This is a genomic window from Nonomuraea sp. CA-218870 (assembly GCF_050936535.1).
In the GTDB taxonomy this organism is placed as follows: domain Bacteria; phylum Actinomycetota; class Actinomycetes; order Streptosporangiales; family Streptosporangiaceae; genus Nonomuraea; species Nonomuraea corallina.
Window position 1 is genome coordinate 470,198 of the sequence record NZ_JBNJMN010000002.1, and the last position, 22,265, is coordinate 492,462.

Here is a 22,265-nt window from a genome sequence, read left to right on the forward strand (position 1 = left end):
CGTGGATTCGAGATCGCGCGGAGGGCACAGGTGGCACGCACACGAGCGACGGCCGTCTCCGCCATGGTGCTCGCTCTCGCCTTGACCGGCGTCGGGGTCCTCCCGTTCGTCGGAGCGAGCGCGATGGCGTCGGCCACGGCGCTGGATCCGGTGGAGCCCTGCGACGCCGGGCAGTGCCCGACGCAGCCGGAGACCACGATCACGATCACCACCACGCTGCCGACCCCGACTCCGACGCCGGAGCAGCCCGAGACCACGATCACCCGGACGGTCACGGCCAAGCCGACCAAGAAGACGCAGGCTCCCAAGCCGTCGAGGACCAGGTCGGCCGCCGTCCCCGACACGCCGGAGACCAGCCAGTCCGCCGCTCCGCCGCCGCAGCAGGTGCCGACGCAGAGCCCGCAGGAGGTGCCGGAGGTCGCGGCGACGACGCCGGAGGAGTCGGTCCAGATGCCCACCGTGGCCGGGACCGAGACGCCGACGCCGCCGATCACCACCGATCCGGCCTCGGTGGAGAGCGAGGCGGTGCAGTGGGAGGTGCGCAACGCGGCGCCTGAGTACGATCAGCGCAGCCTCACCCAGCGGCTCAGCATCCCGGCGTTGATCATGGTGCTGCTGGCGCTGTTCGCGGTGCTGATCTTCGAAGGCCGGCTGCGCCGGATGGCCCACGCCGCGGCCGTGCGCAAGGCGGGTCCGCAGGCCGGCGCCTCTCTGGGCGCGTTCCCGCACCACCCGGGCCCGGCCGAGGGTTACCCGGCGGGGCCCGGTTACGCCACCGCCGGCGTCGCGGCCCCCGGTTACCCGGGCGGCACCGCCTACGCGCCGATCATCAGCTTCGTGCCCGTCCAGACGTTCCCGACCGGCCAGGTGCAGTACGGCGCCGTCTACCACGACCCGAACGCGACCCACGTCGCCCACGGCCCGGTGGCCGAGCCGCCGCCCGCGCAGGAGCCGGTCGTGCTCCCTCCCGACCAGTTCGACTCCTACAGCCATGAGCCGCCCGAGCAGGAGCGGCAGGAGTTCAGGGCGCCGTTCGAGCCGCTGGTGCCGCCGGAGCCGCCGCCTTCCGACATCCCGCCGGGCGGCGCGGGCCCGTACGAGGACGCCCCGGACCGGCCGCTCGGCCCGGCCTCGGCCGCCGAGCCCGGCGACTCCGAGCCGTGGGGCGGGTCGCTGCGGCAGCCTCCGCAGGACCGGACGGTCGAGCAGCGCTTCCCCGAGGCCGGCGACGGCCCCGACGACGACGACCGGTGGCGTCCCTTCCGCTGAGGTGCTCCGGACACGCGAAAGCGCGGCGGGACATCGTCCCGCCGCGCTTTCGCGGTCCTACTTGGCGCGCCTGAGGATCTTGTTGCCCAGCCACACCAGCGGGTCGTACTTGCGGTCCACCACGCGCTCCTTCATCGGGATCAGCGCGTTGTCCGTGATCTTGATGTGCTCGGGGCAGACCTCGGTGCAGCACTTGGTGATGTTGCAGTAGCCGAGCCCGTGGTCCTCCTGGGCCGACTCCTTGCGCTCGGCGACGTCGTACGGGTGCATGTCGAGCTCGGCGATCCGCATGAGGAACCGCGGCCCGGAGAAGGCCGGCTTGTTCTCCTCGTGGTCGCGGATCACGTGGCAGACGTTGTTGCACATGAAGCACTCGATGCACTTGCGGAACTCCTGAGACCGCTCGACATCGACCTGCTGCATCCGGTACTCGCCGGGCCGCACGTCCTCCGGGGGCGTGAAGGACGGCACCTCCCTGGCCTTCTGGTAGTTGTACGAGACGTCGGTGACCAGGTCCTTGATGACGGGGAAGGTCCGCATCGGGGTGACCGTGATCGTCTCGTCCTCGGCGAAGGTCGACATGCGGGTCATGCAGCCCAGCCGCGGCTTGCCGTTGATCTCCATGGAGCAGGAGCCGCACTTGCCGGCCTTGCAGTTCCAGCGCACGGCCAGGTCGGGGGCCTGGGTGGCCTGGAGGCGGTGGATGATGTCGAGGACGACCTCGCCCTCGTTCACCTCGACGGTGAAGTCTTCGAGCTTGCCCTCGCCGCCCTCACCGCGCCAGACTTTGAACTTCGCCTTGTAGCTCATTTCGCGATCCTGTCGAACTCGTCCATCTCTTCGTCGGTGAGGTACTTGCTGAGCTCGTCGCGGTCGAACAGGCTGATCAGGTCGTCCCGCATCGCGGGCTGCTCCTTCTCCTCGACCACGATGGACCCGCCGTCCTCGGTGGAGCAGACCAGCAGCTTGCGCCGCCACTCCGGCCGCATGCCGGGGTGGTCGTCGCGGGTGTGGCCGCCTCGGCTCTCCTCACGCAGCAGCGCGGCCTTGGCCACGCACTCCGACACGAGGATCATGTTGCGCAGGTCGAGCGCGAGGTGCCAGCCCGGGTTGTAGATGCGCGAGCCGCCGGCGCCGACGAGCCGCACGCGCTCCTTGAGTTTCTCCACCACCTGTAGCGCCTCGGAGACCTCCTCCGCCTTGCGGATGATGCCGACCAGCTCGTTCATGGTCCGCTGGAGCTCGTGGTGGAGCTCGTACGGGTTCTCGCCGGAGCGTTCGAGCGGCGCCATGGCCTCGGCGCGGGCGGAGTCGACCTGCGCCTGGTCGACCTTGGGCCGCGCGGCGAGCGCGTCCACGTAGGCCGCGGCGCCGGCGCCGGCGCGCCGGCCGAAGACCAGCAGGTCCGACAGCGAGTTGCCGCCGAGCCGGTTGGAGCCGTGCATGCCGCCGGACACCTCGCCGGCCGCGAACAGCCCCGGTACGGAGGCGCCGCCGGTGTCGGCGTCGACCTCGACGCCGCCCATGATGTAGTGGCAGGTCGGGCCCACCTGCATGGGCTCGGCGGTGATGTCGACGTCGGCCAGCTCCTTGAACTGGTGGTGCATCGACGGCAGCCGCCGCTTGATCTCCTCCGCCGGCAGGCGGGTGGAGACGTCCAGGTAGACGCCGCCCTGGGGTGATCCGCGACCGGCCTTCACCTCGGCGTTGATGGCCCTGGCGACCTCGTCACGGGGCAGCAGCTCCGGAGGCCGGCGGTTGTTGGCCTGGTCGGTGTACCAGCGGTCGGCCTCCTCCTCGGTGGTGGCGTACTTGTCCTTGAACACCTCGGGGATGTACTTGAACATGAAGCGCTCGCCCTCGGAGTTGCGCAGCACGCCGCCGTCGCCGCGCACCGACTCGGTGACGAGGATGCCGCGCACCGACGGCGGCCAGACCATCCCGGTGGGGTGGAACTGGATGAACTCCATGTTGATGAGGCTCGCCCCGGCCAGCAGGGCCAGCGCGTGCCCGTCACCGGTGTACTCCCAGGAGTTCGAGGTGACGACGTACGACTTGCCGATGCCGCCGGTGGCCAGCACGATGGCGGGAGCGTCGAAGAGCACGAAGCTGCCGGTCTCGCGCCAGTAGCCGAACGCCCCGGAGATCCGGTCGCCGTCCTTGAGCAGGCGCGTCACCGTGCATTCCTGGAAGACCTTGATGTAGGCCTCGTAGTCGCCGTGCTGCTCGTAGTCCTCCTGCTGGAGCGCCACCACCCGCTGCTGGAGCGTGCGGATCATCTCCAGGCCGGTGCGGTCGCCGACGTGGGCCAGGCGGGGGTACTCGTGGCCGCCGAAGTTGCGCTGGCTGATCTTGCCGTCCTTGGTGCGGTCGAACAGCGCTCCCCAGGCCTCCAGCTCCCAGACCCGGTCCGGCGCCTCCTTCGCGTGCAGCTCGGCCATCCGCCAGTTGTTGAGAAACTTGCCGCCCCGCATGGTGTCGCGGAAGTGCACCATCCAGTTGTCGTCGGAGTTGACGTTGCCCATGGCGGCCGCGGCACCGCCCTCGGCCATGACGGTGTGGGCCTTGCCGAACAGCGACTTGCACACGATGGCCGTGCGCTTGCCCTGCTGGCGGGCCTCGATGGCGGCACGCAGGCCGGCGCCTCCCGCGCCGATGACGACGACGTCGTACTCGTGACGCTCGATGTTGATCGAGTTATCCACTTGAAGTGATCCTTACGCGAACGGGAAGGCGATGATGCCCTTGGCCACCAGGCGGACGTAGAGGTCGGCGCCCATGACGGAGAACATCGAGGCCCACGCCCACTGCTGGTGCTTGGCGTTGAGCTTGGAGACGAAGGTCCAGGCCCGGTAGCGGAGCGGGTGCCGGGAGAAGTGGTTGAGCCGGCCCGCGGTGATGTGACGGCAGGAGTGGCAGCCGAGCGTGTAGCCGAGGATGAGCACGGCGTTGAGCATCAGGATCCAGCTGCCCAGGCCCAGCGGCTTGTGCACGAGGGCGATCACCGCGTCGTAGGTGAGGATGGCGCCGATCAGGAGCGCGAAGTAGAAGAAGTAGCGGTGCACGTTCTGGATGATCAGCGGGAAACGCGTCTCACCGGTGTACTTCCCGTGCGGCTCCTGCACCGCGCACGCCGCCGGCGACAGCCAGAACGAGCGGTAGTAGGACTTGCGGTAGTAGTAGCACGTCAGCCGGAACCCGCCGGGCAGGCCGAGGATCAGCAGCCCCGGCGGCAGCGCGTACCAGTCGCCGACGGGCGCCCACCCGAACAGCCGCGCGCCTTCACAGACGTCCTGCGTGGTCAGACAGGGTGCGGCGAAGGGGGCGATATACGGTTCGACGAAGTTGCTCGTGTCGAGGATCGCCCACACACCGTAGATCAGGAATGAGCTGAGCCCGAGGAACACGACAAGCGGGCTGAGCCACCACCGGTCGGTGCGCAGGGTGCGCACCGTGACCTGGGCCCGCTGCCTTCTCGCTGGGGTTTCGGGCGTCGTCTGGGTCATCGCGGACCTCTCCACCTCCCGCGGACCCCGCACGCCTGGGGGTCCGGGTCGTTCTGTAGGCGCGTTCGGCGGCGGCAATGCCGCTCGGTCGCGCAGTTGGTGTGGCATACGTTACGACGAGCGCATCGGGATTTGTGAGGACGGTCACTCACTTTCTCCTGCTCACGCTGTGATTCCTGTCACGTAGCCCGTCAGGGGCGCTGTACCTGGTGAGATAACCGCGCCACAGTCACGAAAAAGTTATCGATTTGACGGACAACTCTTATGAGTTGCCCAAAAGGCGGGGCTTTATGAGTACGCGGCGTCGTCGGCCGCGGGCAGGGTCCAGCGGAAGGTGGCACCGCGCCCGCCGGAGCCGCCGTCGAGCCAGAGCCGGCCGCCGTGGTAGTCGACGATCTTGCGGCAGAGGGCCAGGCCGATGCCGGTGCCGGGGTAGACGTCGCGCGGGTGCAGGCGCTGGAAGATCAGGAAGATGCGGTCGGCGTGCCGGGGGTCGACCCCGATGCCGTTGTCGGCGCAGCTGAACTCCCACATGCCGTCGCGTTCGACCGCCTCGATCCGGACCCGCGGCGGCTCGTCGCCGCGGAACTTGATCGCGTTCTCGATCAGGTTCTGGAAGAGCTGGGTGAGCAGCAGAGGGCTGCCCAGGACCTGGGGCAGCGGGCCGGTGGTGACGGTGGCGCCGGTGTCCTCGACGGCCGATGAGAGGTTCTCCAGCGCCGCCCGCACCGCCGCGTCGCTGTCCATCGGCGTTCTCTCTCCGCCGATCCGGCCCACGCGGGAGAAGCCGAGCAGGTCGTCGATGAGCAGCTGCATGCGCTTGGCGCCGTCGACCGCGAAGTGGATGTACTGCCTGGCCCGGTCGTCCAGCTCGTCCCCGTACCGCTGTTCCAGCATCTGGGTGAAGCTGGCCACCTTGCGCAGCGGCTCCTGCAGGTCGTGACTGGCCACGTACGCGAACTGCTCCAGCTCGGCGTTGGAGCGGCGCAGCTCGTCGGCCTGCTCGGTGGCGGTGCGCCAGCCGGACAGGATGCGTCTGCGCATCGAGTCGATGTGGCTCGACAGCTCGGCCAGCTCCGCGGGCCGCTCCACGCCGAGCCGGTGGTCGAAGTCGCCGCCCGCGACCGTGCGGACCTGCTCGGTCAGCCGGGCGATAGGGTCGAGCACGGTGAAGCGCACGATGAACGCCAGCGCCACGCCCGCGGCCAGGATCACCACGAACAGCACCACGAGCGCGATGTTGAGCCGGTCGACCCGCGCGGCCAGTTCGGGCTCGTGGCCCAGCTCGCGCACCTGGGAGATCATCAGCATGATGAGCGTCACGCCGGCCAGGAACGCCACCGCGGTGGCCGCGCCGGCGAAGACGAACCAGCGCGCGATCGGCACCCTGCCCATGCCGGTCGGCGGCCTGGCGGGTGGCAGCGGATGGATGCTCACGTCTCACCCCTGCTGACGACCACGGCCGCCAGGTCGTCGGTGAGGGTCCCGACCTCGCCGATGAGCCGGTCGACGTCGATGACGCCGTGCCGGCGGACCAGCCCGAGCAGCCCGTCCACGCCGAGCAGCCCTCCGCCGACGGTGGCCTCGATCAGCCCGTCGGTGTAGAGCATCATCGACCAGCGCTCGCCCAGCGGCACGTCCAGCTCGGTCCAGCGGGCGTCCGGGAAGATGCCGAGAGGAGGTCCGGACGGCGCGCCCGTCACCACGCCGACGACATCGTCGCGGACCACCACCGGGGGCGGGTGGCCGACGACCCGCATCCGGGCGTGGGACAGGTCGGGCGTGATCGTGACGGTGCAGAGCGTGGTGAAGATCTCCGGGGACCTGCGCTCGGCCCGCAGCAGCGTGTCGAGCGTCCGCAGGAGCGGGTCGCCGGTCTGCCCGGCCAGGACGAGCGTGCGCCAGGCGATGCGCAGCGCCACGCCGAGCGCGGCCTCGTCGGGGCCGTGGCCGCACACGTCGCCGACGACCACGTGGACCGAGCCGTCGGGCGTCTGCACCGTGTCGAGGAAGTCGCCGGCCAGCCGCTGTCCCTGCGAGCCGGGCAGGTAGCGGGTGGTGTGGCGCAGCTCGCGGGTGCGCAGGAGTGGCACGGGGAGCAGGCCGTTCTCCAGGCGGGCGTTCTCCTTGGCGGTCAGCTCGGCCTCGACCAGGCGGCGCTGGGCCAGGTCGGCGCGCTTGCGCTCCATGGCGTAGCGGATGGCCCTGGCCAGCAGGCGCGCGTCGATGTCCTGTTTGACCAGGTAGTCCTGGGCCCCCGCCTGGACCGCGGCGACGCCGACGTGGACGTCGCGCAGCCCGGTCAGCACCAGCACCGCGGCGTCGCTGGCGAGTTCCAGGACCTCCTTCAGCGCCTCCAGGCCGCTCGCGTCGGGGAGCGACAGGTCGACCAGCACGCACTGGACGCTCGGGCCGAGGCTGGCCCTCGCCTCCCCGAGGGTGCGCACCCAGGTGATCCTGGGCGGCGCCTCGGCCTCCTTGAGCAGCTCCTCCACGAGGAACGCGTCTCCTGCGTCGTCCTCGATGAGGAGCAGGGTCAGCGTCTCGTTCAACGTCGCCGTCACGCACACCCTTCCGAAGATCCAGGGCCTGTGGGCTCATTCTGCGATGAGTTCGACCCCTTGTGGAAGGGTGCCTTCCTGACCGGCTTCGATCACGTAGGACAGAAGGGTCGCCCGGAACGCCTGCGCGGCCCTGGTCGGCTCCACGTCCTTGCGGTGCGCCAGCGCGATCGTCCGGCTGAGTCCCGGCGGCGCCAGCGGCGTGCCGGCCAGCCCCGGCCGCCCGTCCAGCGCCATCGACGGCACCACGGCCACGCCCAGCCCCGCCTCCACGAACCGCAGCACCGCGTCCATCTCGCCGCCCTGGACGGCGAACTTCGGCTCGAACCCGGCCTGCCGGCACGCCGTCAGCGTCGCGTCACGCAGGTCGTAGCCGGACCGGAACATCACCAGCGGCCTGCCCCGCAGCTCCTCGATCCGCAGGTACGGCTTGCGCGGCCGTTCGGCCGCGGGCGAGGCCACGACCAGGTTCTCGCGCAGGATCTCCTCGGTCACCAGCGACGGGTCGTCGTGCTGCAGCGGCATGATGATCAGGGACAGGTCGAGCTGGCCGCGCGCCAGCGCCCGCACCAGGTCGCGGGAGCCGCCCTCCTCGACGAGCAGGCCGATCCCGGGGTACGAGTGATGGAAGCGGGCCAGCGCGTCGGCCATGAGCCCAGCGCACAGCGAGGGCGTGGCGCCCAGCCGCACCCTGCCCCGGCGCAGCCCGGCCAGCTCGGCGACCTCCTGCCTGGCGGTGTCGGCGTCGGCCAGCATCCGCCGGGCCAGCGGCAGCAGCGCCTCCCCGGCCGGGGTGAGCGTGACGTTGCCGCGCGCCCGGGAGAACAGCGGCGCGCCCAGCTCGTTCTCCAGCGCCTTGATCTGCTTGCTGAGCGAGGGCTGGGCGACCCGCATCCGCTCGGCCGCGTGGGTGAAGTGCCTGGTCTCGGCCACTGTCACGAAGTACGCCAACTGCTGGAACTGCATGTGATTTTCCTCGCAACCGGCTTGGCCGGTGAACGCGCCTCGGCCGTACAAACCAGACATCATAGCCGCTGGCTATCGAAACCAGACCTCTCATGACTTGGACGGATCATCGCAGGTTACCTAGCGTCGATGAACGTGACAGCCACGATAGAACGCGGCGCCGCGACCGCGCCCGTCAACCCCCCAGAGGGTGAGAAGCCCAGAGCCAGGCGTCCCGGCGGATTCCTGACCTCGTCGAACGGCAAGAAAGTCATCATGGCCGTCACGGGCGCCGTGATGGTGATCTTCCTCATCAGCCACATGCTCGGCAACCTCAAGATCTTCGCCGGCCGCGAGTCCTTCAACGACTACGCGCACGCCCTGCGCACCCTCCTGGAGCCGATGGCCCCGTACCGGGCCCTGCTCACCATCCTGGAGGTCGTCCTGGTCGTCTCGGTGGTCCTGCACATGTGGGCGGCGATCTCGCTGTCCCGCCGCGCCGCCGCCGCCCGCCCGGTGAAGTACGCCGCCAGGAGGAAGTCGCAGGCCAACGGGTACGCGACGCACATCATGCGGTTCGGCGGCATCACGATCGCCCTCTTCGTGGTCTGGCACCTGCTCGACCTGACCTTCGGCGTGATGAACCCGAAGGGCTTCGACTCCACCCCGGCCGACCGCATGATCGCCGGGTTCGACCCGTCCCGGTGGTACGTGACGCTCCTGTACGTCGTCGCCGTCGCCCTGGTCGGCCTGCACCTGCGGCACGGCGTCTGGAGTGCCTTCCAGACGCTCGGCGTGGCCAACCGCGCCAGGAACAAGGCGCTGCGCGCGGTCGCGGTGCTGGTGTCCGCCGCCCTGGTCGTCGGCTTCCTCGCGCCGCCGCTCGCCATCACGTTCGGAGTGGTCCAGTGAACTTCGTCGAAGGCGCGGAGATCCGCGACACCAAGGCCCCGGCCGGTCCCATCGAGGAGCGGTGGGAGAAGCGCAAGTTCGGCGCCCGCCTGGTGAACCCGGCCAACAAGCGCAAGCTCGACGTCATCGTGGTCGGCACCGGCCTGGCCGGCGGCTCCGCCGCCGCGACCCTCGGCGAGCTCGGCTACAACGTCAAGTCGTTCTGCTACCAGGACTCGCCCCGGCGCGCCCACTCCATCGCCGCCCAGGGCGGCATCAACGCCGCCAAGAACTACCGCGGCGACGGCGACTCCATCTACCGCCTGTTCTACGACACGGTGAAGGGCGGCGACTTCCGCGCCCGCGAGTCGAACGTCTACCGGCTGGCCGAGGTCTCGGTGAACATCATCGACCAGGCCGTGGCCCAGGGCGTGCCGTTCGCCCGCGAGTACGGCGGCCTGCTCGACACCCGCTCGTTCGGCGGCGCCCAGGTGTCGCGGACCTTCTACGCCCGCGGCCAGACGGGCCAGCAGCTCCTGCTCGGCGCGTACCAGGCGCTGGAGCGGCAGATCGCGGCCGGGACCGTGGAGATGTTCACCCGGCACGAGATGCTCGACCTGATCGTCTCCGAGGGCCGGGCGCGCGGTGTCATCGTGCGCGACATGGTGACCGGCGAGATCGAGCGCCACGTCGCCGACGCCGTGGTGCTCGCCACCGGCGGCTACGGCAACGTGTTCTTCCTGTCCACGAACGCCAAGGGCTGCAACACCACCGCGATCTGGCGGGCGCACGAGCGTGGCGCGTACTTCGCCAACCCCTGCTACACGCAGATCCACCCGACCTGCATCCCGGTCTCCGGCGACCACCAGTCGAAGCTCACGCTCATGTCGGAGTCGCTGCGCAACGACGGCCGGGTGTGGGTGCCGCTGCGCAAGAACGACACCCGCGCCCCCGGCGACATCCCGGACGCCGAGCGCGACTACTACCTGGAGCGGATCTACCCCGCCTTCGGCAACCTGGTCCCGCGTGACATCGCCTCCCGCGCCGCCAAGAACGTCTGCGACGAGGGCCGCGGCGTCGGACCCGGCGGTCTGGGCGTCTACCTGGACTTCCGCGACGCCATCCAGCGGCTCGGCCGCGACGCGGTGGAGAAGAAGTACGGCAACCTATTCGAGATGTACGAGCGCATCACGGGCGAGAACCCGTACGAGGTGCCGATGCGCATCTACCCGGCCGTGCACTACACGATGGGCGGCCTGTGGGTGGACTACGACCTGCAGTCGACGATCCCCGGCCTGTTCGTGATCGGCGAGGCCAACTTCTCCGACCACGGCGCCAACCGGCTCGGCGCGTCCGCGCTGATGCAGGGCCTGGCCGACGGCTACTTCGTGCTGCCCACCACGATCGGCGACTACCTGGCCGACGGGCCGTTCGGGGACGTCGACGAGGAGGCCGTCGCGTCGGCCGAGCTGAAGGTCCGTACCAAGATCGACCGGTTGATGTCGGTCAACGGCACCCGCACCCCCGACTCCTTCCACCGCGAGCTGGGCAAGCTCATGTGGGACTACTGCGGCATGGAGCGCACCGAGGAGTCGCTGCGCAAGGCCCTGGAGCGCATCCCCGAGCTGCGCCAGGAGTTCTGGGAGAACGTCAAGGTCACCGGCGCCGCGGAGGAGCTGAACCAGGTGCTGGAGAAGGCCGGCCGGGTGGCCGACTTCTTCGACCTGGCCGAGCTCATGTGCCTGGACGCCCTGGTGCGCACCGAGTCGTGCGGCGGCCACTTCCGGGCCGAGTCGCAGGACTCCGACGGCGAGGCGCTGCGCGACGACGAGAACTTCGCCCACGTCTCGGCGTGGGAGTACTCGCCCGACGGCCCGCCGGTGCTGCACAAGGAGCAGCTCGACTACGAGTACGTCAAGATGAGCCAGCGGAGCTACAAGTGAACCTCACCCTGAAGGTCTGGCGTCAGAGCGGCCGCAAGGACCGCGGACGCATGGTGACGTACCGGGTGGAGGATGTGTCGCCCGATATGTCCTTCCTGGAGATGCTGGATGTGCTGAACGAGCGGCTCATCCTCGAAGGCGACGACCCGATCGCCTTCGACCACGACTGCCGTGAGGGCATCTGCGGCATGTGCGGCATGGTCATCAACGGCGTCGCGCACGGCGAGCAGGTGGCCACCACCACCTGTCAGCTCCACATGCGCCACTTCGAGGACGGCGCCACCATCACCATCGAGCCGTGGCGGGCCGCGCCGTTCCCGGTGATCAAGGATCTGGTCGTCGACCGGAGCGCCTTCGACCGCATCATCCAGGCGGGCGGGTTCGTCTCCGTCCCCGCCGGCTCCGCCCCGGACGCGCACAGCGTGCCCGTCCGCAAGGAGGACGCCGACGCCGCCTTCGACGCCGCCACCTGCATCGGCTGCGGCGCGTGCGTCGCGGCCTGCCCCAACGGGTCGGCGTCGCTCTTCACCGCCGCGAAGATCACCCACCTGAGCCTGCTCCCGCAGGGCCAGCCCGAGCGCCTGACCCGCGCCAAGGCCATGGTGGACCAGATGGACGCCGAGGGCTTCGGCGGCTGCACCAACACCGGCGAGTGCACGGCCGTCTGCCCGAAGGGCATCCCGCTGGACACGATCGCCCGGATGAACAGCGACTACCTCAAGGCCAACGCCAAGTAGCCGAGTCCGGAGAGAGGCCGCGCGTCCCCCGCACGGCCTCTCTTGCTTGGCGGATAATCCGGATCGGGACGATTGAGTAGGCTGACAGCATGACCGCCATGGCGCCAGGCCGTTCCGAGCCCGACCTGTCGTACCTGCTCGACCACAGCAGTCACGTGCTGCGTACGAAGATGGCGGCGGCGCTGGCCGAGATCGGCCTGACCCCGCGCATGCACTGCGTGCTCGTCCACGCCCTGGAGGAGGAGCGCACGCAGATCCAGCTCGCCGAGCTCGGCGACATGGACAAGACGACCATGGTGGTCACCGTCGACGCCCTGGAGAAGGCGGGCCTGGCGGAGCGCCGCCCCTCCAGCGCCGACCGGCGGGCGCGCATCGTCGCGGTCACCGAGAAGGGCGCCGAGGCCGCCCGGCACAGTCAGCGGATCGTCGACGGCGTGCACCGCGACGCGCTGGCCGCCCTGCCGGAGGCGGAGCGGGAGATGCTGCTCTCGGCGATGACGCGGCTGGTCGAGGGCCATCTGTCCACCCCGGAGGAGGTCGCGCCGGGCGCGCGCCGGGCCAGGCAGGCCCAGAAATAGATCCGTTAAGGATCGTCTATAACAAAACTATCTGTTAGGGTCCCACCTGTCCTCATCTGAACAGGAGGGGCCATGTCGCCCACCCCATCCCGCACACTCGCCCTGATCGTCCTGTCGGCGGCGAGCCTGATGACCATCCTCGACGGCAGCATCGTCACCGTCGCGATGCCGGCCATCCAGCACGACCTGGGCTTCACGCCCGCCGCGCTGAGCTGGACCGTCAACGCCTACCTGCTCCCCTTCGGCGGCTTACTGCTCCTCGCCGGGCGGCTGGGCGACCTGATCGGCCGCAGGACCATGTTCCTGGCCGGCAACGCGCTCTTCACCCTCGCCTCGCTCCTCGCCGGACTGGCCGCCACGCCGGCCATGCTGATCGCCGCCCGCTTCCTGCAGGGCGTGGGCAGCGCGATGGCCTCGGCCGTGGTCCTCGGCATCCTGGTGACGCTGTTCACCGAGCCGGGCGAGCGGGCCAGGGCGATCGGCGTGTTCAGCTTCACCGGCGCCGTCGGCGCCTCACTCGGCCAGGTGCTCGGCGGCGTCCTCACCGACGCGCTCTCCTGGCACTGGATCTTCTTCATCAACCTCCCGATCGGACTGGTCAGCGTCGCGCTGGCCGTCCGCGTGCTGCCCGCCGACCGCGGCACCGGGCTCGCGGCGGGCGCCGACGCGCTGGGCGCCGCGCTGGTCACCGGCGGTCTGATGCTGGGCATCTACACCGTCGTCAAGATCGAGGAGTACGGCTGGGCCGCGGGCCACACGCTGGGCCTGGGCGCGCTGTCGCTGGCCCTGCTGGCCGGCTTCTTCGCCCGGCAGGCCGCGGCCCGCACCCCGCTCATGCCGCTGCGCGTCCTGCGCTCCCGCAACGTCTCCGGCGCCAACCTGGCCCAGATGCTCGGCCTGTCGGCGATGTTCGCCTTCCAGATCCTCGTCGCGCTCTACATGCAGAAGGTGCTGGGCTACAGCGCACTGGAGACGGGCCTGGCGATGCTGCCGGCGGCGGTCGCCATCGGCGGGGTCTCGCTGTTCCTGTCCGCCCGGCTCAACGCCCGGTTCGGGGCGCGGGCCGTGCTCGTCGCCGGCCTGGTCATGCTGATGGCCGCGATGGGCTGGCTCACCCGGGTGCCGGTCCAGGCGTCGTACGTCACCGACCTGCTGCCGGTCATGCTGCTGATCGCCGGAGGCGGGCTGGTGCTGCCCGCGCTGGCCACGCTGGGCATGTCGGCGGCCAGGCCCGACGACGCGGGGCTCGTCTCGGGCCTGTTCAACACCACCCAGCAGATCGGCATGGCGCTGGGCGTGGCCGTGCTGTCCACGATGGCGGCGTCCCGTACCGGAGACCTGCTGGCCCGAGGGCTGACGGACGCGGCGGCGCTCACCGGCGGCTACCGGCTGGCGTTCGGCATCGCGGCGGGCCTGCTGCTGTCGGCGCTCGTGGTCGCGTTGACCGTGCTCCGCCCGCCCGCGCCCGCCGTCCGGCAGCCGGCCTCGCCTGAGACGCTCAGCCGGTAGGGCACAGCGCCGCGGGGGTGAACACGCGGGCGGCCTCCCGCCGCGAGGGAGGGAGGCCGCCGGAGGCGGGGGGTCAGCTGTGCGGGCAGGTGTCGCGGTACTCCTCGATCGCGCTGCTCCGGGGGGCCGGGCAGAGGAAGGGGTCATAGCGGAGGTCGTCGTCCACGAACCGCTTCAGCCAGGACACCATGGACTTGGCCATCGTGGTGTTCGTGGTCTGCGGGAAGAAGTGGCTGGCGCCGTTCAGCTCCAGGTACGCCTTCTCCGACGAGGCCGGGATGCTCTCGTAGAACGGCTGGGAGTGGGAGGAGACCGGGGCGATCGAGTCGGTCTCACCACCGATGATCATCGTCGGGACGCGGATGCCGGACCAGTTCTTGGTCAGGTTCCACGGGGCGATCGGGACGGCGGCCTGCAGGCTGGGCCGGTCGTCCGCGGCCTCCAGGCTGCCGCCGCCGCCCATCGAGTGGCCCGCCACCGCCAGCCGCGAGGGGTCGATGCGGCCGCGCACGGCGGACGGGCTGTCCTCCACCAGCCAGTCGAGCGCGGCCAGGAGCTGGCGGCCCCGGCTGTCCGGCTGGTCGTAGCGGGTGTTCGTCTCGATGCCGATGACCACGAACCCGTGGGAGGCGATCCGCGGGCCGAGCCACGACAGGGTGGACCAGGAGGCGGTGTAGCCGGGCGAGATGGCGATCGCGCCGAACGTGCCCTGGCTGGTGTCGTTCGGGTAGTAGACGCGGCCGCCGCCGAACCCGCTCACGAGGGAGGACACCGACTGCTCGGAGGTGCTGAACGGACCGCGGCTCGCCTCCAAGAGGGAGTCCGTCGGGTTCGGGCCGCGCTCGTACGGACCGGCGGCCTGCGCGGGCTGGGCCAGCGTGAGGGCGCCGCAGGCCAGAGCGGCGGCCACGGCGAGTCTGGCGATCGCGTTACGGGGATGCACGTCGGCAACTCCATCTGTGGGGGGTGCGAACGCCGCCATTGTTGGACCGGCCGGCCCGTCCCCGCATCGCGTGAATCGCCGGTGTCAGCACGGGCCGGTGTCAGAACAGCTTGCGCGCCAGCTCCACCCGCGAGCGCACGCCCAGCCTGGCGAACACGTTGCGCAGGTGGTGGTCGACGGTGCGCGGGCTGAGGAAGAGCTGGGCGGCCACCTCCCGGTTCGTCGCCCCCTCCGCCACCAGCCGCGCGATGCGCAGCTGCTGGGCCGTCAGCTGCTGCTCGGGCCCGCCGCCCGATCCCGGCCGGGTCACGGTCTCACCGGCGGCGCGCAGCTCGGCGCGGGCCCGTTCGCTCCACAGCCGCGCCTCCAGGCGTTCGAACGTCTCCAGCGCCCCGTGCAGGTGCTCCCGCGCCGCCCCGGGCCGTCGCTCCCTGCGCAGCGCGGCTCCGTACAAGAGCTGGGTGCGCGCCGTCTCGAACCGGCAGGCGCCCTGCCGGTGCAGCTCCAGAGCCTCCTGGAAGCGCTCGCCCGCCTCGCCGGGCGCGGCGAGCAGCGCCCGGCAGCGCGCCGCGAGCGCCCGCCGGTCCGGGCTGCTGGTGCTGCCGGCCCACCGCTCCAGCGCCCGCAGCGCCGCCGCGGCGCGCCGGTCGTCCCCTGTACGGGCCGCGGCCTCGATGAAGTGCGGGCTGGCCATGACCCGGACCACGACATGGTCGTTGTCGCGGTGGCCGCGCAGCCGGGCGGCGGAGTCGGCGAGCCGGCCGGCCGCGAGGTCGAGGTGGGCCAGCGCCCAGGTGCTGAGGGCGCCGGCGATGCCCAGGCCGTGCGCCTCGGCCAGGTCGAGGGCGCGGTGGGCGTGGTCGCGGCAGGACTCGGCGTCGCCGCGTACCGCGTCCACGTGCGCCAGCCAGGCGAGGTGCCGGGCGGCGGCGTTGAGCTGGCCGGACGCCTCGGCCAGCCGGAGCCCCTCCGCGGCGTGCGCGGCCACCGACGAGTAGCGGCCCAGCCAGAAGTACGCCTGAACCATCGACTCCAGCAGTTGCGGCACCAGGGTGACCGCGCCGGTCCTGCGCGCGGTGTCGATCGCCCGCGCCGACAGCTCCAGCGCGGTCGCGTCCTCGCCCAGCAGGAGGTTCGCCACGCAGGCCCACACCAGCGGGACGGGGCTGCACACGGCCGGGGCGAGCCGCACCACCCGCCGCAGCGGCCCGGCGGCCGCCCGGTGGTCGCCGCTGAACGTGGCGGCGATCCCCTGCAGGTACTCGAACATGAGCTGCGCGTTGGCGCAGTCGTCGGGGCGGCGCAGCAGCGCGACCTGGCCGGCGATGGCGTGGAAGGCGCGGATGTCGCCGGCCAGGTAGCTCGCCTCGGCCGCGTGCAGCAGCGCCTTGACGCCGTCGATCCGGTCGCGCCGCACCAGGCGGGAAGCGGCGGTCAGCAGCTTGTCCCTGGCGCTGTCGGCGTGGCCGCTCAGCAGCTCCAGCCGTCCGCGCATCAGCTCGGCCTGGCCCCGCAGGGGGTGCCCCGGCTGCGCGAGCAGCCACCTGGCCCTGGGCAGGTCGCCGAACACCCAGGCGTGGCGGGCGGCCGCGGCCAGCCACTCCTCCCTGCTTTCCTCGGCGCCGGTCAGCTCGGCGGCGTGCTCGTACGCGGCGGACCTGCCCGGGTAGCCCTGTGCGGCGGCGGCGGACGCGGCGGCGGCCAGCTCGGCGGCGAGCTGGTCGGCAGGCCCGTCCAGGGCGTGCGCGCGATGCCAGGCGCGGGCGAGCCGGTGCCGGTCGCCGTCGAGGAGCCTGCCCAGCACGGCGTGCGCGGCGCGCCTGCGGGCCGGCGGCGCCTCCGCGTAGGCGACGGCGCGCACCGTCTCGTCCGTGAACGCGTACCGCCCGCCGTCCGCCCTGATCAGCCCGGCGCGCTCGGCCGGCGCCAGGACGGCGAGGGGCTCGGCCGCCAGGAGGCCCCGGCGCACCCGTCCCTCGGCGCCGGGCTCGGGCCGCCACCGGGCCGGCCGGCGGAGCGTCTCCGTGTCCAGCCCGGGGTGGGCGGCGAGCAGGAGGAGCAGGAACCGGGTGGCCTGCGGGAGCCGGGCCAGCCGCTCGGCGTGCGCGCGGTGCAGCCGGCCGCCCGGCGGGAGGCCCGTGGGCGGCGCGGCCAGCCCGGCGAGCTGCTCGGGCGTCAGCGATCCGACGAGCTCGCGCCACGCCAGCGGGTTGCCCCCGGCCAGGCGGGCCAGGCAGGCGCCCAGGTCGTCGGGGAGCGCGCCCGCCAGCTCGTGGGCCAGCGCCCGGCACGCGGCGGGGTCCAGCCCTTCCAGCGCCCGCACGGGCACGTCCTCCGGCAGCCCGGCCGGGTCCCGTACCGTCAGCAGCAGGGCGATCCGCTCGCCCGACACCCTCCTGGCCGCGAAGCCCAGCGCCTCCCTGCTGACCTCGTCGAGCAGGTCTAGGTCGTCCACGCACACCAGCACCGGCTCCGCCGCCGCCAGCTCGGCCAGGAACTCCAGCACCGCGGCGGGCACCGCCATCCCGCCCCCGGCCGCGCCCAGCCGCAGCGCCCGAGTCAGCACCGGCGACCGGACCAGCCCCGCCACCGGCCGCAGCAGCGCGTGCAGCCCGGACCCGGCCAGCCTCGTCTCCTGCGGCACCCCGCGGGCGCGCAGGACGGTGAACCCGTCGGCCATGGCCTCGGCCCGGCCGAGCACGGCGGTCTTGCCGATGCCCGGCGGTCCCGCCAGGACCAGCGCGCCGCCGTCTCCGGCCCGCGCCCTGTCGAGGAGCAGCCGCACCAGGTCCAGCTCGGCGGCGCGGCCGTACAGCGCCTCTGGCATGACCTGAGTGTGACTCGCGTATGTCAACCAGAAAAGGCCCACCTGTAAAGTCGGCGAAATCGCCGATGGGCCGATGGGGCTTTATCAGTACGTTTCAGAGCGTACAAATACCTGCTCCGCGCCCTGGCCGAAACCGCGCATGGTCTCTACGTCACGGCGGTCGCGGAGGAGGGCGTGGCCCCCGCCAGGCGGCGGTTCCCGGCGGGGAGCGTTCGGATCGAACGGCCGGCCGGGGCCGGTGACGCCGAAGCGGTCAGGCCACCCAGTCGGCGGTGTCGTCGATCCGCTGCCGCCACAGCTTCTCGCCCTCGCCGCCCGGCTCCCACCGCGCGGCGAACTCCAGCAGGTTGCGGCAGCGGGTGAGCATCGACGCGTGCCGCTCCTCCCACGAGGGCACCGGCCCCGCGTACGCCTCGAAGAAGTGACGCAGGTGCGGCACGTGCTCCGGATGGTGGGCGCGGACGATCCACTCGCACCACGCCAGGTCCTCCACCGGCCGGCCGGGATGCGCCCACTCCCAGTCGAGGATCGCCACCGCCTCGAACGTGTCGGGGTCGAACAGCATGTTCTGCGGCCCGTAGTCGCCGTGCACGAACCCCATCCGGTGCAGCCGGGCCAGCGCCCGGCCGCACTCGGCGAGGACCTCGATCGGGTGGCCGTCGTCGAGCAGGTCCTGACCGTGGGCGCCGGGAACGTAGGCCATGCTCACGCTCGTGTCGGTGACCGCGTGCAGCCTCGGCACCGGCAGCCGCCGGCGCAGCCGCCGCAGGAACCGCGCCTCCGTCCGGAGCCGGACGGCGGCGTCGGGCCCCTGATAGCACTTGACGACCAGAGCGCCGTCTCCGACTGTGCTGTTGGTGTACCCGTGTTCCACGAGAGACGATTCTGGCGTACTCATGGGGCGGGTGTGAGAGGGCGCGCCCAGACTGTCATACCTTGTACGAAACGTCGGGTGATCGACACGCTCCGGGTAAATGGTTTGCCGATCAACCTGCGGCTTTGCGACTGTTGACGGGCCATGCGATCCCTTCCCGACGCCGACCCCGGCACGCCCGACATCCGCAGCCCGTTCCGCTATCTGTGGTGGAACGTCCGGCGGCAGAGCCGCGCGCTCCTGGGCGGCATCGCCTTCGCCACCACCTGGTGGCTCGCCCAGGCCCTGGTGCCGGCCGCGCTCGGGATGGGCGTCGACGCGCTCCGGGTCAAGGACACCGGCGCCCTGCTCACCTGGTCGGCCATCCTGCTCGGGCTCGGGCTGGTGCAGGCGTTCACCGGGATCATGCGGCACCGGTTCGCCGTCTACAACTGGCTGTCGGCCGCCTACCGCACCGTCCAGCTGACCACCCGGCAGGCGGCCAGGCTCGGCGCCACCCTGTCCAAACGGCTGTCGACCGGCGAGGTCGTCAGCGTCGGCAACTCCGACATCGCGCACATCGGCAGCTCGATGGACATCCTGCTGCGCGGCGCCGGGGCCGTCGTGGCGATCGTCACGGTGACCGTGATCCTCGTCTCGACCTCGCCCGTGCTCGGGCTCATGGTGCTGATCGGCGTGCCCGTCATGACCGCGGCGGTCGGGCCGCTGCTGCGCCCCCTGCACCGCAGGCAGAAACGGCAGCGCGACCTGGCCGGCGAGCTGTCGACCAGGTCCGCCGACATCGTGGCCGGCCTGCGGGTGCTCCGCGGCATCGGCGGCGAGCAGGTGTTCGCCGAGCGCTACCGCGAGGAGTCGCAGCGCGTCCGGCACGCGGGCGTCGGCGTCGCCCGGGTGGAGTCGCTGCTCGAAGGCGCCCAGATCGTGCTGCCCGGACTGCTCATCGCGCTCGTCACCAGCGTCGGCGCGGCCTTCGCGGTCGACGACCGGATCACCGTCGGCCAGCTCGTCGCCTTCTACGCGTACGCGGTCTTCCTGATCGCGCCGATGCGCACGATCACCGAGGCGGCCGACCGGCTCACCAAGGGACACGTGGCCGCCCGCCGGGTGGTGCGGATCCTGTCGATCGAGCCGGAGGTGACGGGCGGCACGGGCAGCACCGCGGGCGGCGTGCTGCGCGACAGCCACAGCGGCGTCACCCTGCAGCCGGGCACGCTCACCGCGCTCGCCGCGGCCCGGCCCGAGGACGCCATCGAGATCGCCGACCGGCTGGGCCGCTACTCCACCGGCGACGTCACCTTCGGCTCCGCCGACCTGGCGGCCCTGCCGATGGCCGAGGTGCGCTCGCGCATCCTCGTGGCCGACAACGGCGCCCGCCTGTTCAGCGGACCGCTACGGGACGAGCTGGACGTGCGCGGCACCGCGACCCCGGACCGGATCGACCGGGCGCTGCGCGCGGCCTGCGCCGAGGACATCGTCGAGACGCTGCCCGGCGGGCTCGACGCGCAGGTGGCGGAGGCGGGACGGGAGTTCTCCGGCGGGCAGCAGCAGCGGCTCCGGCTGGCCCGGGCGCTGCTGGCGGATCCCGAGGTGCTCATCCTGGTCGAGCCGACCAGCGCCGTAGACGCCCACACCGAGGCGCGCGTCGCCGGCCGGCTGGCGGCGGCCCGGGCGGGCCGCACCACGCTGGTCTGCACGACGAGCCCGCTGGTGCTGGACCGCACCGACCACGTCGTCTACGTCGAGGACGGCCGGGTCGCGGCCGAGGGCGCCCACCGGGACCTGCTGGCGGCCTGCCCGGCGTACGCCGCCGCCGTGACGCGAGGGGAGACCTGATGGCCCGCGAGATCCTCCCGGTCGCCGACCGGAAGCAGGTGCGCGCCTACGCGCGCCGGTTGACGTTGAAGTACCCCCGGCGGCTCGCCGCCGCCCTGGCCCTGCACGCGCTCTCCGCCGTGGCCGGCCTGGTGGTGCCGTGGCAGCTCGGCGCGCTGGTCGAGGACGTCGAGCACGGCGTCGCGGTGAACGTGGCGCTGTTCGCCGCCGGGGTCGCGGGGTTCCTGCTGCTGCAGGGCGTGCTGGTCAGATACGCGGTGCTGGCCTCGGCCAGGCTGGGCGAGAAGGTGCTGGCCGAGCTGCGCGAGGAGTTCGTCGAACGGGTGCTCGCCCTGCCGCTGTCGACCGTGGAACGGGCGGGGGCGGGCGACCTGCTGACCCGGACGTCGCGCGACGTCGACTCGCTGTCGAGGACGGTACGGCACGCGGTGCCGGAGACCCTGATCGCCGTCGTCACGTTCGTCATCACCATCGGCGCGATCGTGCTGGTGAGCCCGCTGCTCATGCTGCCGATGCTGCTGGCCGCGCCCCTGCTGTACTTCTCCACCCGCTGGTACCTCCGGCGGGCCAGGGACGGCTACCTGCGCGAGAACGCCGCGTACGCGGAGATGACCGAAGGGCTGGCCGAGACCGTGGAGGGCGCCAGGGCCGTGGAGGCGCTCGGCCTGGAGCGGCGGCGGCGGGAGCGGGCCGACCGCGACATCGCCGGCTCGTACGCCGCCGAACGCTACACGCTCGGGCTGCGCACCCTCTGGTTCCCCTCGGTCGAGCTGGGTTACGTGGTGCCGGTCGTGGCGACGCTGCTCGTCGGCGGGTTCCTGCACGGCAACGGGTGGGTGACGCTGGCGCAGGTCACCTCCGCCGTCCTCTACGCCCAGCAGCTCGTCGACCCGCTCGACCGGTTCCTCATGTGGATCGACGAGCTTCAGGTCGGCGCGGCGTCCATGGCCCGGCTGCTCGGCGTCGCCAACGTGCCCGAGGACCGGAAGCCCGCCGGCGACCGGCCCGCCGACGAGCGGCTCAGCGCCCACCAGGTGCGCTACGCCTACCGGGAGGGACGGGACGTGCTGCACGGCGTGTCGCTGACCGTGCGGCCCGGCGAGCGGCTGGCCGTGGTCGGGCCGTCGGGCGCGGGCAAGTCGACGCTCGGCAGGCTGCTCGCGGGCATCCACGGGCCCCGCGCCGGGACCGTCGCGGTCGGCGGCGTGCCCCTGGTGGAGCTGCCGCTGGACGAGCTGCGCGGCCACGTCGCGCTGGTCACCCAGGAACACCACGTCTTCAAGGGCACGCTCCTGGACAACCTGCTGATCGCCCGCCCCGGCGCGGACGAGGAGGCGGTACGCGACGCGCTCGCCGCCGTGGACGCCCTGGAGTGGGCGCTCGGCCTGCCCGACGGGCTGGACACGGTGGTCGGCTCCGGCGGCCTGGCGGTCTCACCCGCGCACGCGCAGCAGCTGGCGCTGGCCCGGCTCGTGCTCGCCGACCCGCACACGCTGGTGCTGGACGAGGCCACGTCGCTGATCGACCCCCGGGCCGCCAGGAACCTGGAGCGCTCGCTCGCCGCGGTGCTGGACGGGCGCACGGTCATCGCCATCGCGCACCGGCTCCACACCGCGCACGACGCGGACCGGGTGGCGGTGGTGGAGGACGGACGGATCACCGAACTGGGCTCCCACGACGAGCTGGTGGCGGCGGGCGGCTCCTACGCCGCTCTGTGGCGGAGCTGGCACGGCGCCCCGAACGCCGACCCCGTCCCGCCCGCGGAGTCCGCCCAGGTCCGCGCCTCCACCTGACCCGGCCCCGGACCACGGTCTGGTCCCGCAGGGGATCCGACCGTGGTCCGTCGCGC

The 22,265-nt window shown here is 72.1% G+C and carries 17 protein-coding genes; 8 read left to right on the plus strand and 9 right to left on the minus strand.

Features of this window, described 5'->3' with window-relative positions; all coding sequences use genetic code 11:
• The first annotated feature begins 30 nt into the window (after nt 1–30).
• Entirely contained in the window at nt 31–1,269 is a 1,239-nt protein-coding gene (locus ACQEUU_RS30875; RefSeq protein WP_433072614.1) for a hypothetical protein, read from the plus strand.
• Between the two features lie 57 nt (nt 1,270–1,326).
• Here the strand turns inward: ACQEUU_RS30875 and ACQEUU_RS30880 are convergent, their stop codons facing one another.
• From ACQEUU_RS30880 to ACQEUU_RS30905, 6 genes are all read right to left on the minus strand, one after another.
• Complete coding sequence (locus tag ACQEUU_RS30880) at nt 1,327–2,079, minus strand: succinate dehydrogenase/fumarate reductase iron-sulfur subunit (RefSeq protein ID WP_433072615.1); 753 nt, start codon at nt 2,077–2,079, stop codon at nt 1,327–1,329.
• Nucleotides 2,076–3,974, minus strand: coding sequence for a fumarate reductase/succinate dehydrogenase flavoprotein subunit (locus ACQEUU_RS30885; protein WP_433072616.1), 1,899 nt, complete (start codon nt 3,972–3,974; stop codon nt 2,076–2,078). Before ACQEUU_RS30885 ends, ACQEUU_RS30880 begins: the two co-directional genes overlap by 4 nt.
• A 12-nt stretch (nt 3,975–3,986) precedes the next feature.
• Nucleotides 3,987–4,775, minus strand: coding sequence for a hypothetical protein (locus tag ACQEUU_RS30890; RefSeq protein ID WP_270158601.1), 789 nt, complete (start codon nt 4,773–4,775; stop codon nt 3,987–3,989).
• A 288-nt stretch (nt 4,776–5,063) separates the two neighbouring features.
• Nucleotides 5,064–6,212, minus strand: a complete 1,149-nt coding sequence (locus tag ACQEUU_RS30895) for a sensor histidine kinase (RefSeq protein WP_433072617.1) — start codon at nt 6,210–6,212, stop codon at nt 5,064–5,066.
• Nucleotides 6,209–7,339 (minus strand): PP2C family protein-serine/threonine phosphatase, encoded by a 1,131-nt coding sequence (locus ACQEUU_RS30900; RefSeq protein WP_433072618.1) that lies wholly within the window; start codon nt 7,337–7,339, stop codon nt 6,209–6,211. Before ACQEUU_RS30900 ends, ACQEUU_RS30895 begins: the two co-directional genes overlap by 4 nt.
• Before the next feature lie 33 nt (nt 7,340–7,372).
• Complete coding sequence (locus ACQEUU_RS30905) at nt 7,373–8,302, minus strand: LysR family transcriptional regulator (protein WP_433072619.1); 930 nt, start codon at nt 8,300–8,302, stop codon at nt 7,373–7,375.
• Between the two features lie 129 nt (nt 8,303–8,431).
• Between ACQEUU_RS30905 and ACQEUU_RS30910 the strand changes: the two genes are divergently transcribed.
• The 5 genes from ACQEUU_RS30910 to ACQEUU_RS30930 all read left to right on the plus strand — a co-directional run bounded on the left by ACQEUU_RS30910 (nt 8,432) and on the right by ACQEUU_RS30930 (nt 13,939).
• Nucleotides 8,432–9,193, plus strand: a complete 762-nt coding sequence (locus ACQEUU_RS30910; RefSeq protein WP_433072620.1) for a succinate dehydrogenase cytochrome b subunit — start codon at nt 8,432–8,434, stop codon at nt 9,191–9,193.
• Entirely contained in the window at nt 9,190–11,115 is a 1,926-nt protein-coding gene (locus tag ACQEUU_RS30915) for a fumarate reductase/succinate dehydrogenase flavoprotein subunit (protein ID WP_433072621.1), read from the plus strand. The genes ACQEUU_RS30910 and ACQEUU_RS30915 overlap by 4 nt, the downstream gene beginning before the upstream one ends.
• Nucleotides 11,112–11,852, plus strand: a complete 741-nt coding sequence (locus ACQEUU_RS30920) for a succinate dehydrogenase/fumarate reductase iron-sulfur subunit (protein ID WP_270158595.1) — start codon at nt 11,112–11,114, stop codon at nt 11,850–11,852. Before ACQEUU_RS30915 ends, ACQEUU_RS30920 begins: the two co-directional genes overlap by 4 nt.
• Before the next feature lie 89 nt (nt 11,853–11,941).
• The gene (locus ACQEUU_RS30925; RefSeq protein ID WP_433072622.1) at nt 11,942–12,430 is read left to right on the plus strand and encodes a MarR family winged helix-turn-helix transcriptional regulator; all 489 of its coding nucleotides are present in this window, start codon (nt 11,942–11,944) and stop codon (nt 12,428–12,430) included.
• 72 nt (nt 12,431–12,502) lie between these two features.
• The gene (locus tag ACQEUU_RS30930) at nt 12,503–13,939 is read left to right on the plus strand and encodes an MFS transporter (protein WP_433072623.1); all 1,437 of its coding nucleotides are present in this window, start codon (nt 12,503–12,505) and stop codon (nt 13,937–13,939) included.
• Nucleotides 13,940–14,012: 73 nt separating this feature from the next.
• On the opposite strand, the gene ACQEUU_RS30935 is transcribed toward ACQEUU_RS30930, so the two are convergent.
• The 3 genes from ACQEUU_RS30935 to ACQEUU_RS30945 form a co-directional block, all read right to left on the minus strand.
• Nucleotides 14,013–14,921, minus strand: coding sequence for an alpha/beta hydrolase family protein (locus ACQEUU_RS30935; protein ID WP_433072624.1), 909 nt, complete (start codon nt 14,919–14,921; stop codon nt 14,013–14,015).
• A gap of 61 nt (nt 14,922–14,982) precedes the next feature.
• Nucleotides 14,983–17,709: an AAA family ATPase gene (locus tag ACQEUU_RS30940; RefSeq protein ID WP_433072625.1), complete on the minus strand. Its 2,727-nt coding sequence runs from the start codon at nt 17,707–17,709 to the stop codon at nt 14,983–14,985.
• A 253-nt stretch (nt 17,710–17,962) separates the two neighbouring features.
• A complete protein-coding gene (locus tag ACQEUU_RS30945) occupies nt 17,963–18,583 on the minus strand; it encodes a phosphotransferase (protein ID WP_433072626.1) in 621 nt (206 codons plus the stop codon).
• Nucleotides 18,584–18,727: 144 nt separating this feature from the next.
• On the opposite strand from ACQEUU_RS30945, the gene ACQEUU_RS30950 reads away from it, so the two are divergent.
• Both ACQEUU_RS30950 and ACQEUU_RS30955 read left to right on the plus strand, forming a co-directional pair.
• Complete coding sequence (locus ACQEUU_RS30950) at nt 18,728–20,416, plus strand: ABC transporter transmembrane domain-containing protein (RefSeq protein ID WP_433072627.1); 1,689 nt, start codon at nt 18,728–18,730, stop codon at nt 20,414–20,416.
• The gene (locus tag ACQEUU_RS30955) at nt 20,416–22,209 is read left to right on the plus strand and encodes an ABC transporter ATP-binding protein (RefSeq protein WP_433072628.1); all 1,794 of its coding nucleotides are present in this window, start codon (nt 20,416–20,418) and stop codon (nt 22,207–22,209) included. Before ACQEUU_RS30950 ends, ACQEUU_RS30955 begins: the two co-directional genes overlap by 1 nt.
• The last annotated feature ends 56 nt before the right edge of the window (nt 22,210–22,265 follow it).

Bases quoted from the DNA above. Each gene is read 5' to 3' on its own strand.
- ACQEUU_RS30880 (WP_433072615.1), bottom strand. From the start codon at position 2,079: ATGAGCTACAAGGCGAAGTTCAAAGTCTGGCGCGGTGAGGGCGGCGAG.
- ACQEUU_RS30890 (WP_270158601.1), bottom strand. From the start codon at position 4,775: ATGACCCAGACGACGCCCGAAACCCCAGCGAGAAGGCAGCGGGCCCAG.
- ACQEUU_RS30905 (WP_433072619.1), bottom strand. From the start codon at position 8,302: ATGCAGTTCCAGCAGTTGGCGTACTTCGTGACAGTGGCCGAGACCAGG.
- ACQEUU_RS30910 (WP_433072620.1), top strand. From the start codon at position 8,432: ATGAACGTGACAGCCACGATAGAACGCGGCGCCGCGACCGCGCCCGTC.
- ACQEUU_RS30925 (WP_433072622.1), top strand. From the start codon at position 11,942: ATGACCGCCATGGCGCCAGGCCGTTCCGAGCCCGACCTGTCGTACCTG.
- ACQEUU_RS30930 (WP_433072623.1), top strand. From the start codon at position 12,503: ATGTCGCCCACCCCATCCCGCACACTCGCCCTGATCGTCCTGTCGGCG.
- ACQEUU_RS30935 (WP_433072624.1), bottom strand. From the start codon at position 14,921: ATGGCGGCGTTCGCACCCCCCACAGATGGAGTTGCCGACGTGCATCCC.
- ACQEUU_RS30940 (WP_433072625.1), bottom strand. From the start codon at position 17,709: ATGCCAGAGGCGCTGTACGGCCGCGCCGCCGAGCTGGACCTGGTGCGG.
- ACQEUU_RS30950 (WP_433072627.1), top strand. From the start codon at position 18,728: ATGCGATCCCTTCCCGACGCCGACCCCGGCACGCCCGACATCCGCAGC.
- ACQEUU_RS30955 (WP_433072628.1), top strand. From the start codon at position 20,416: ATGGCCCGCGAGATCCTCCCGGTCGCCGACCGGAAGCAGGTGCGCGCC.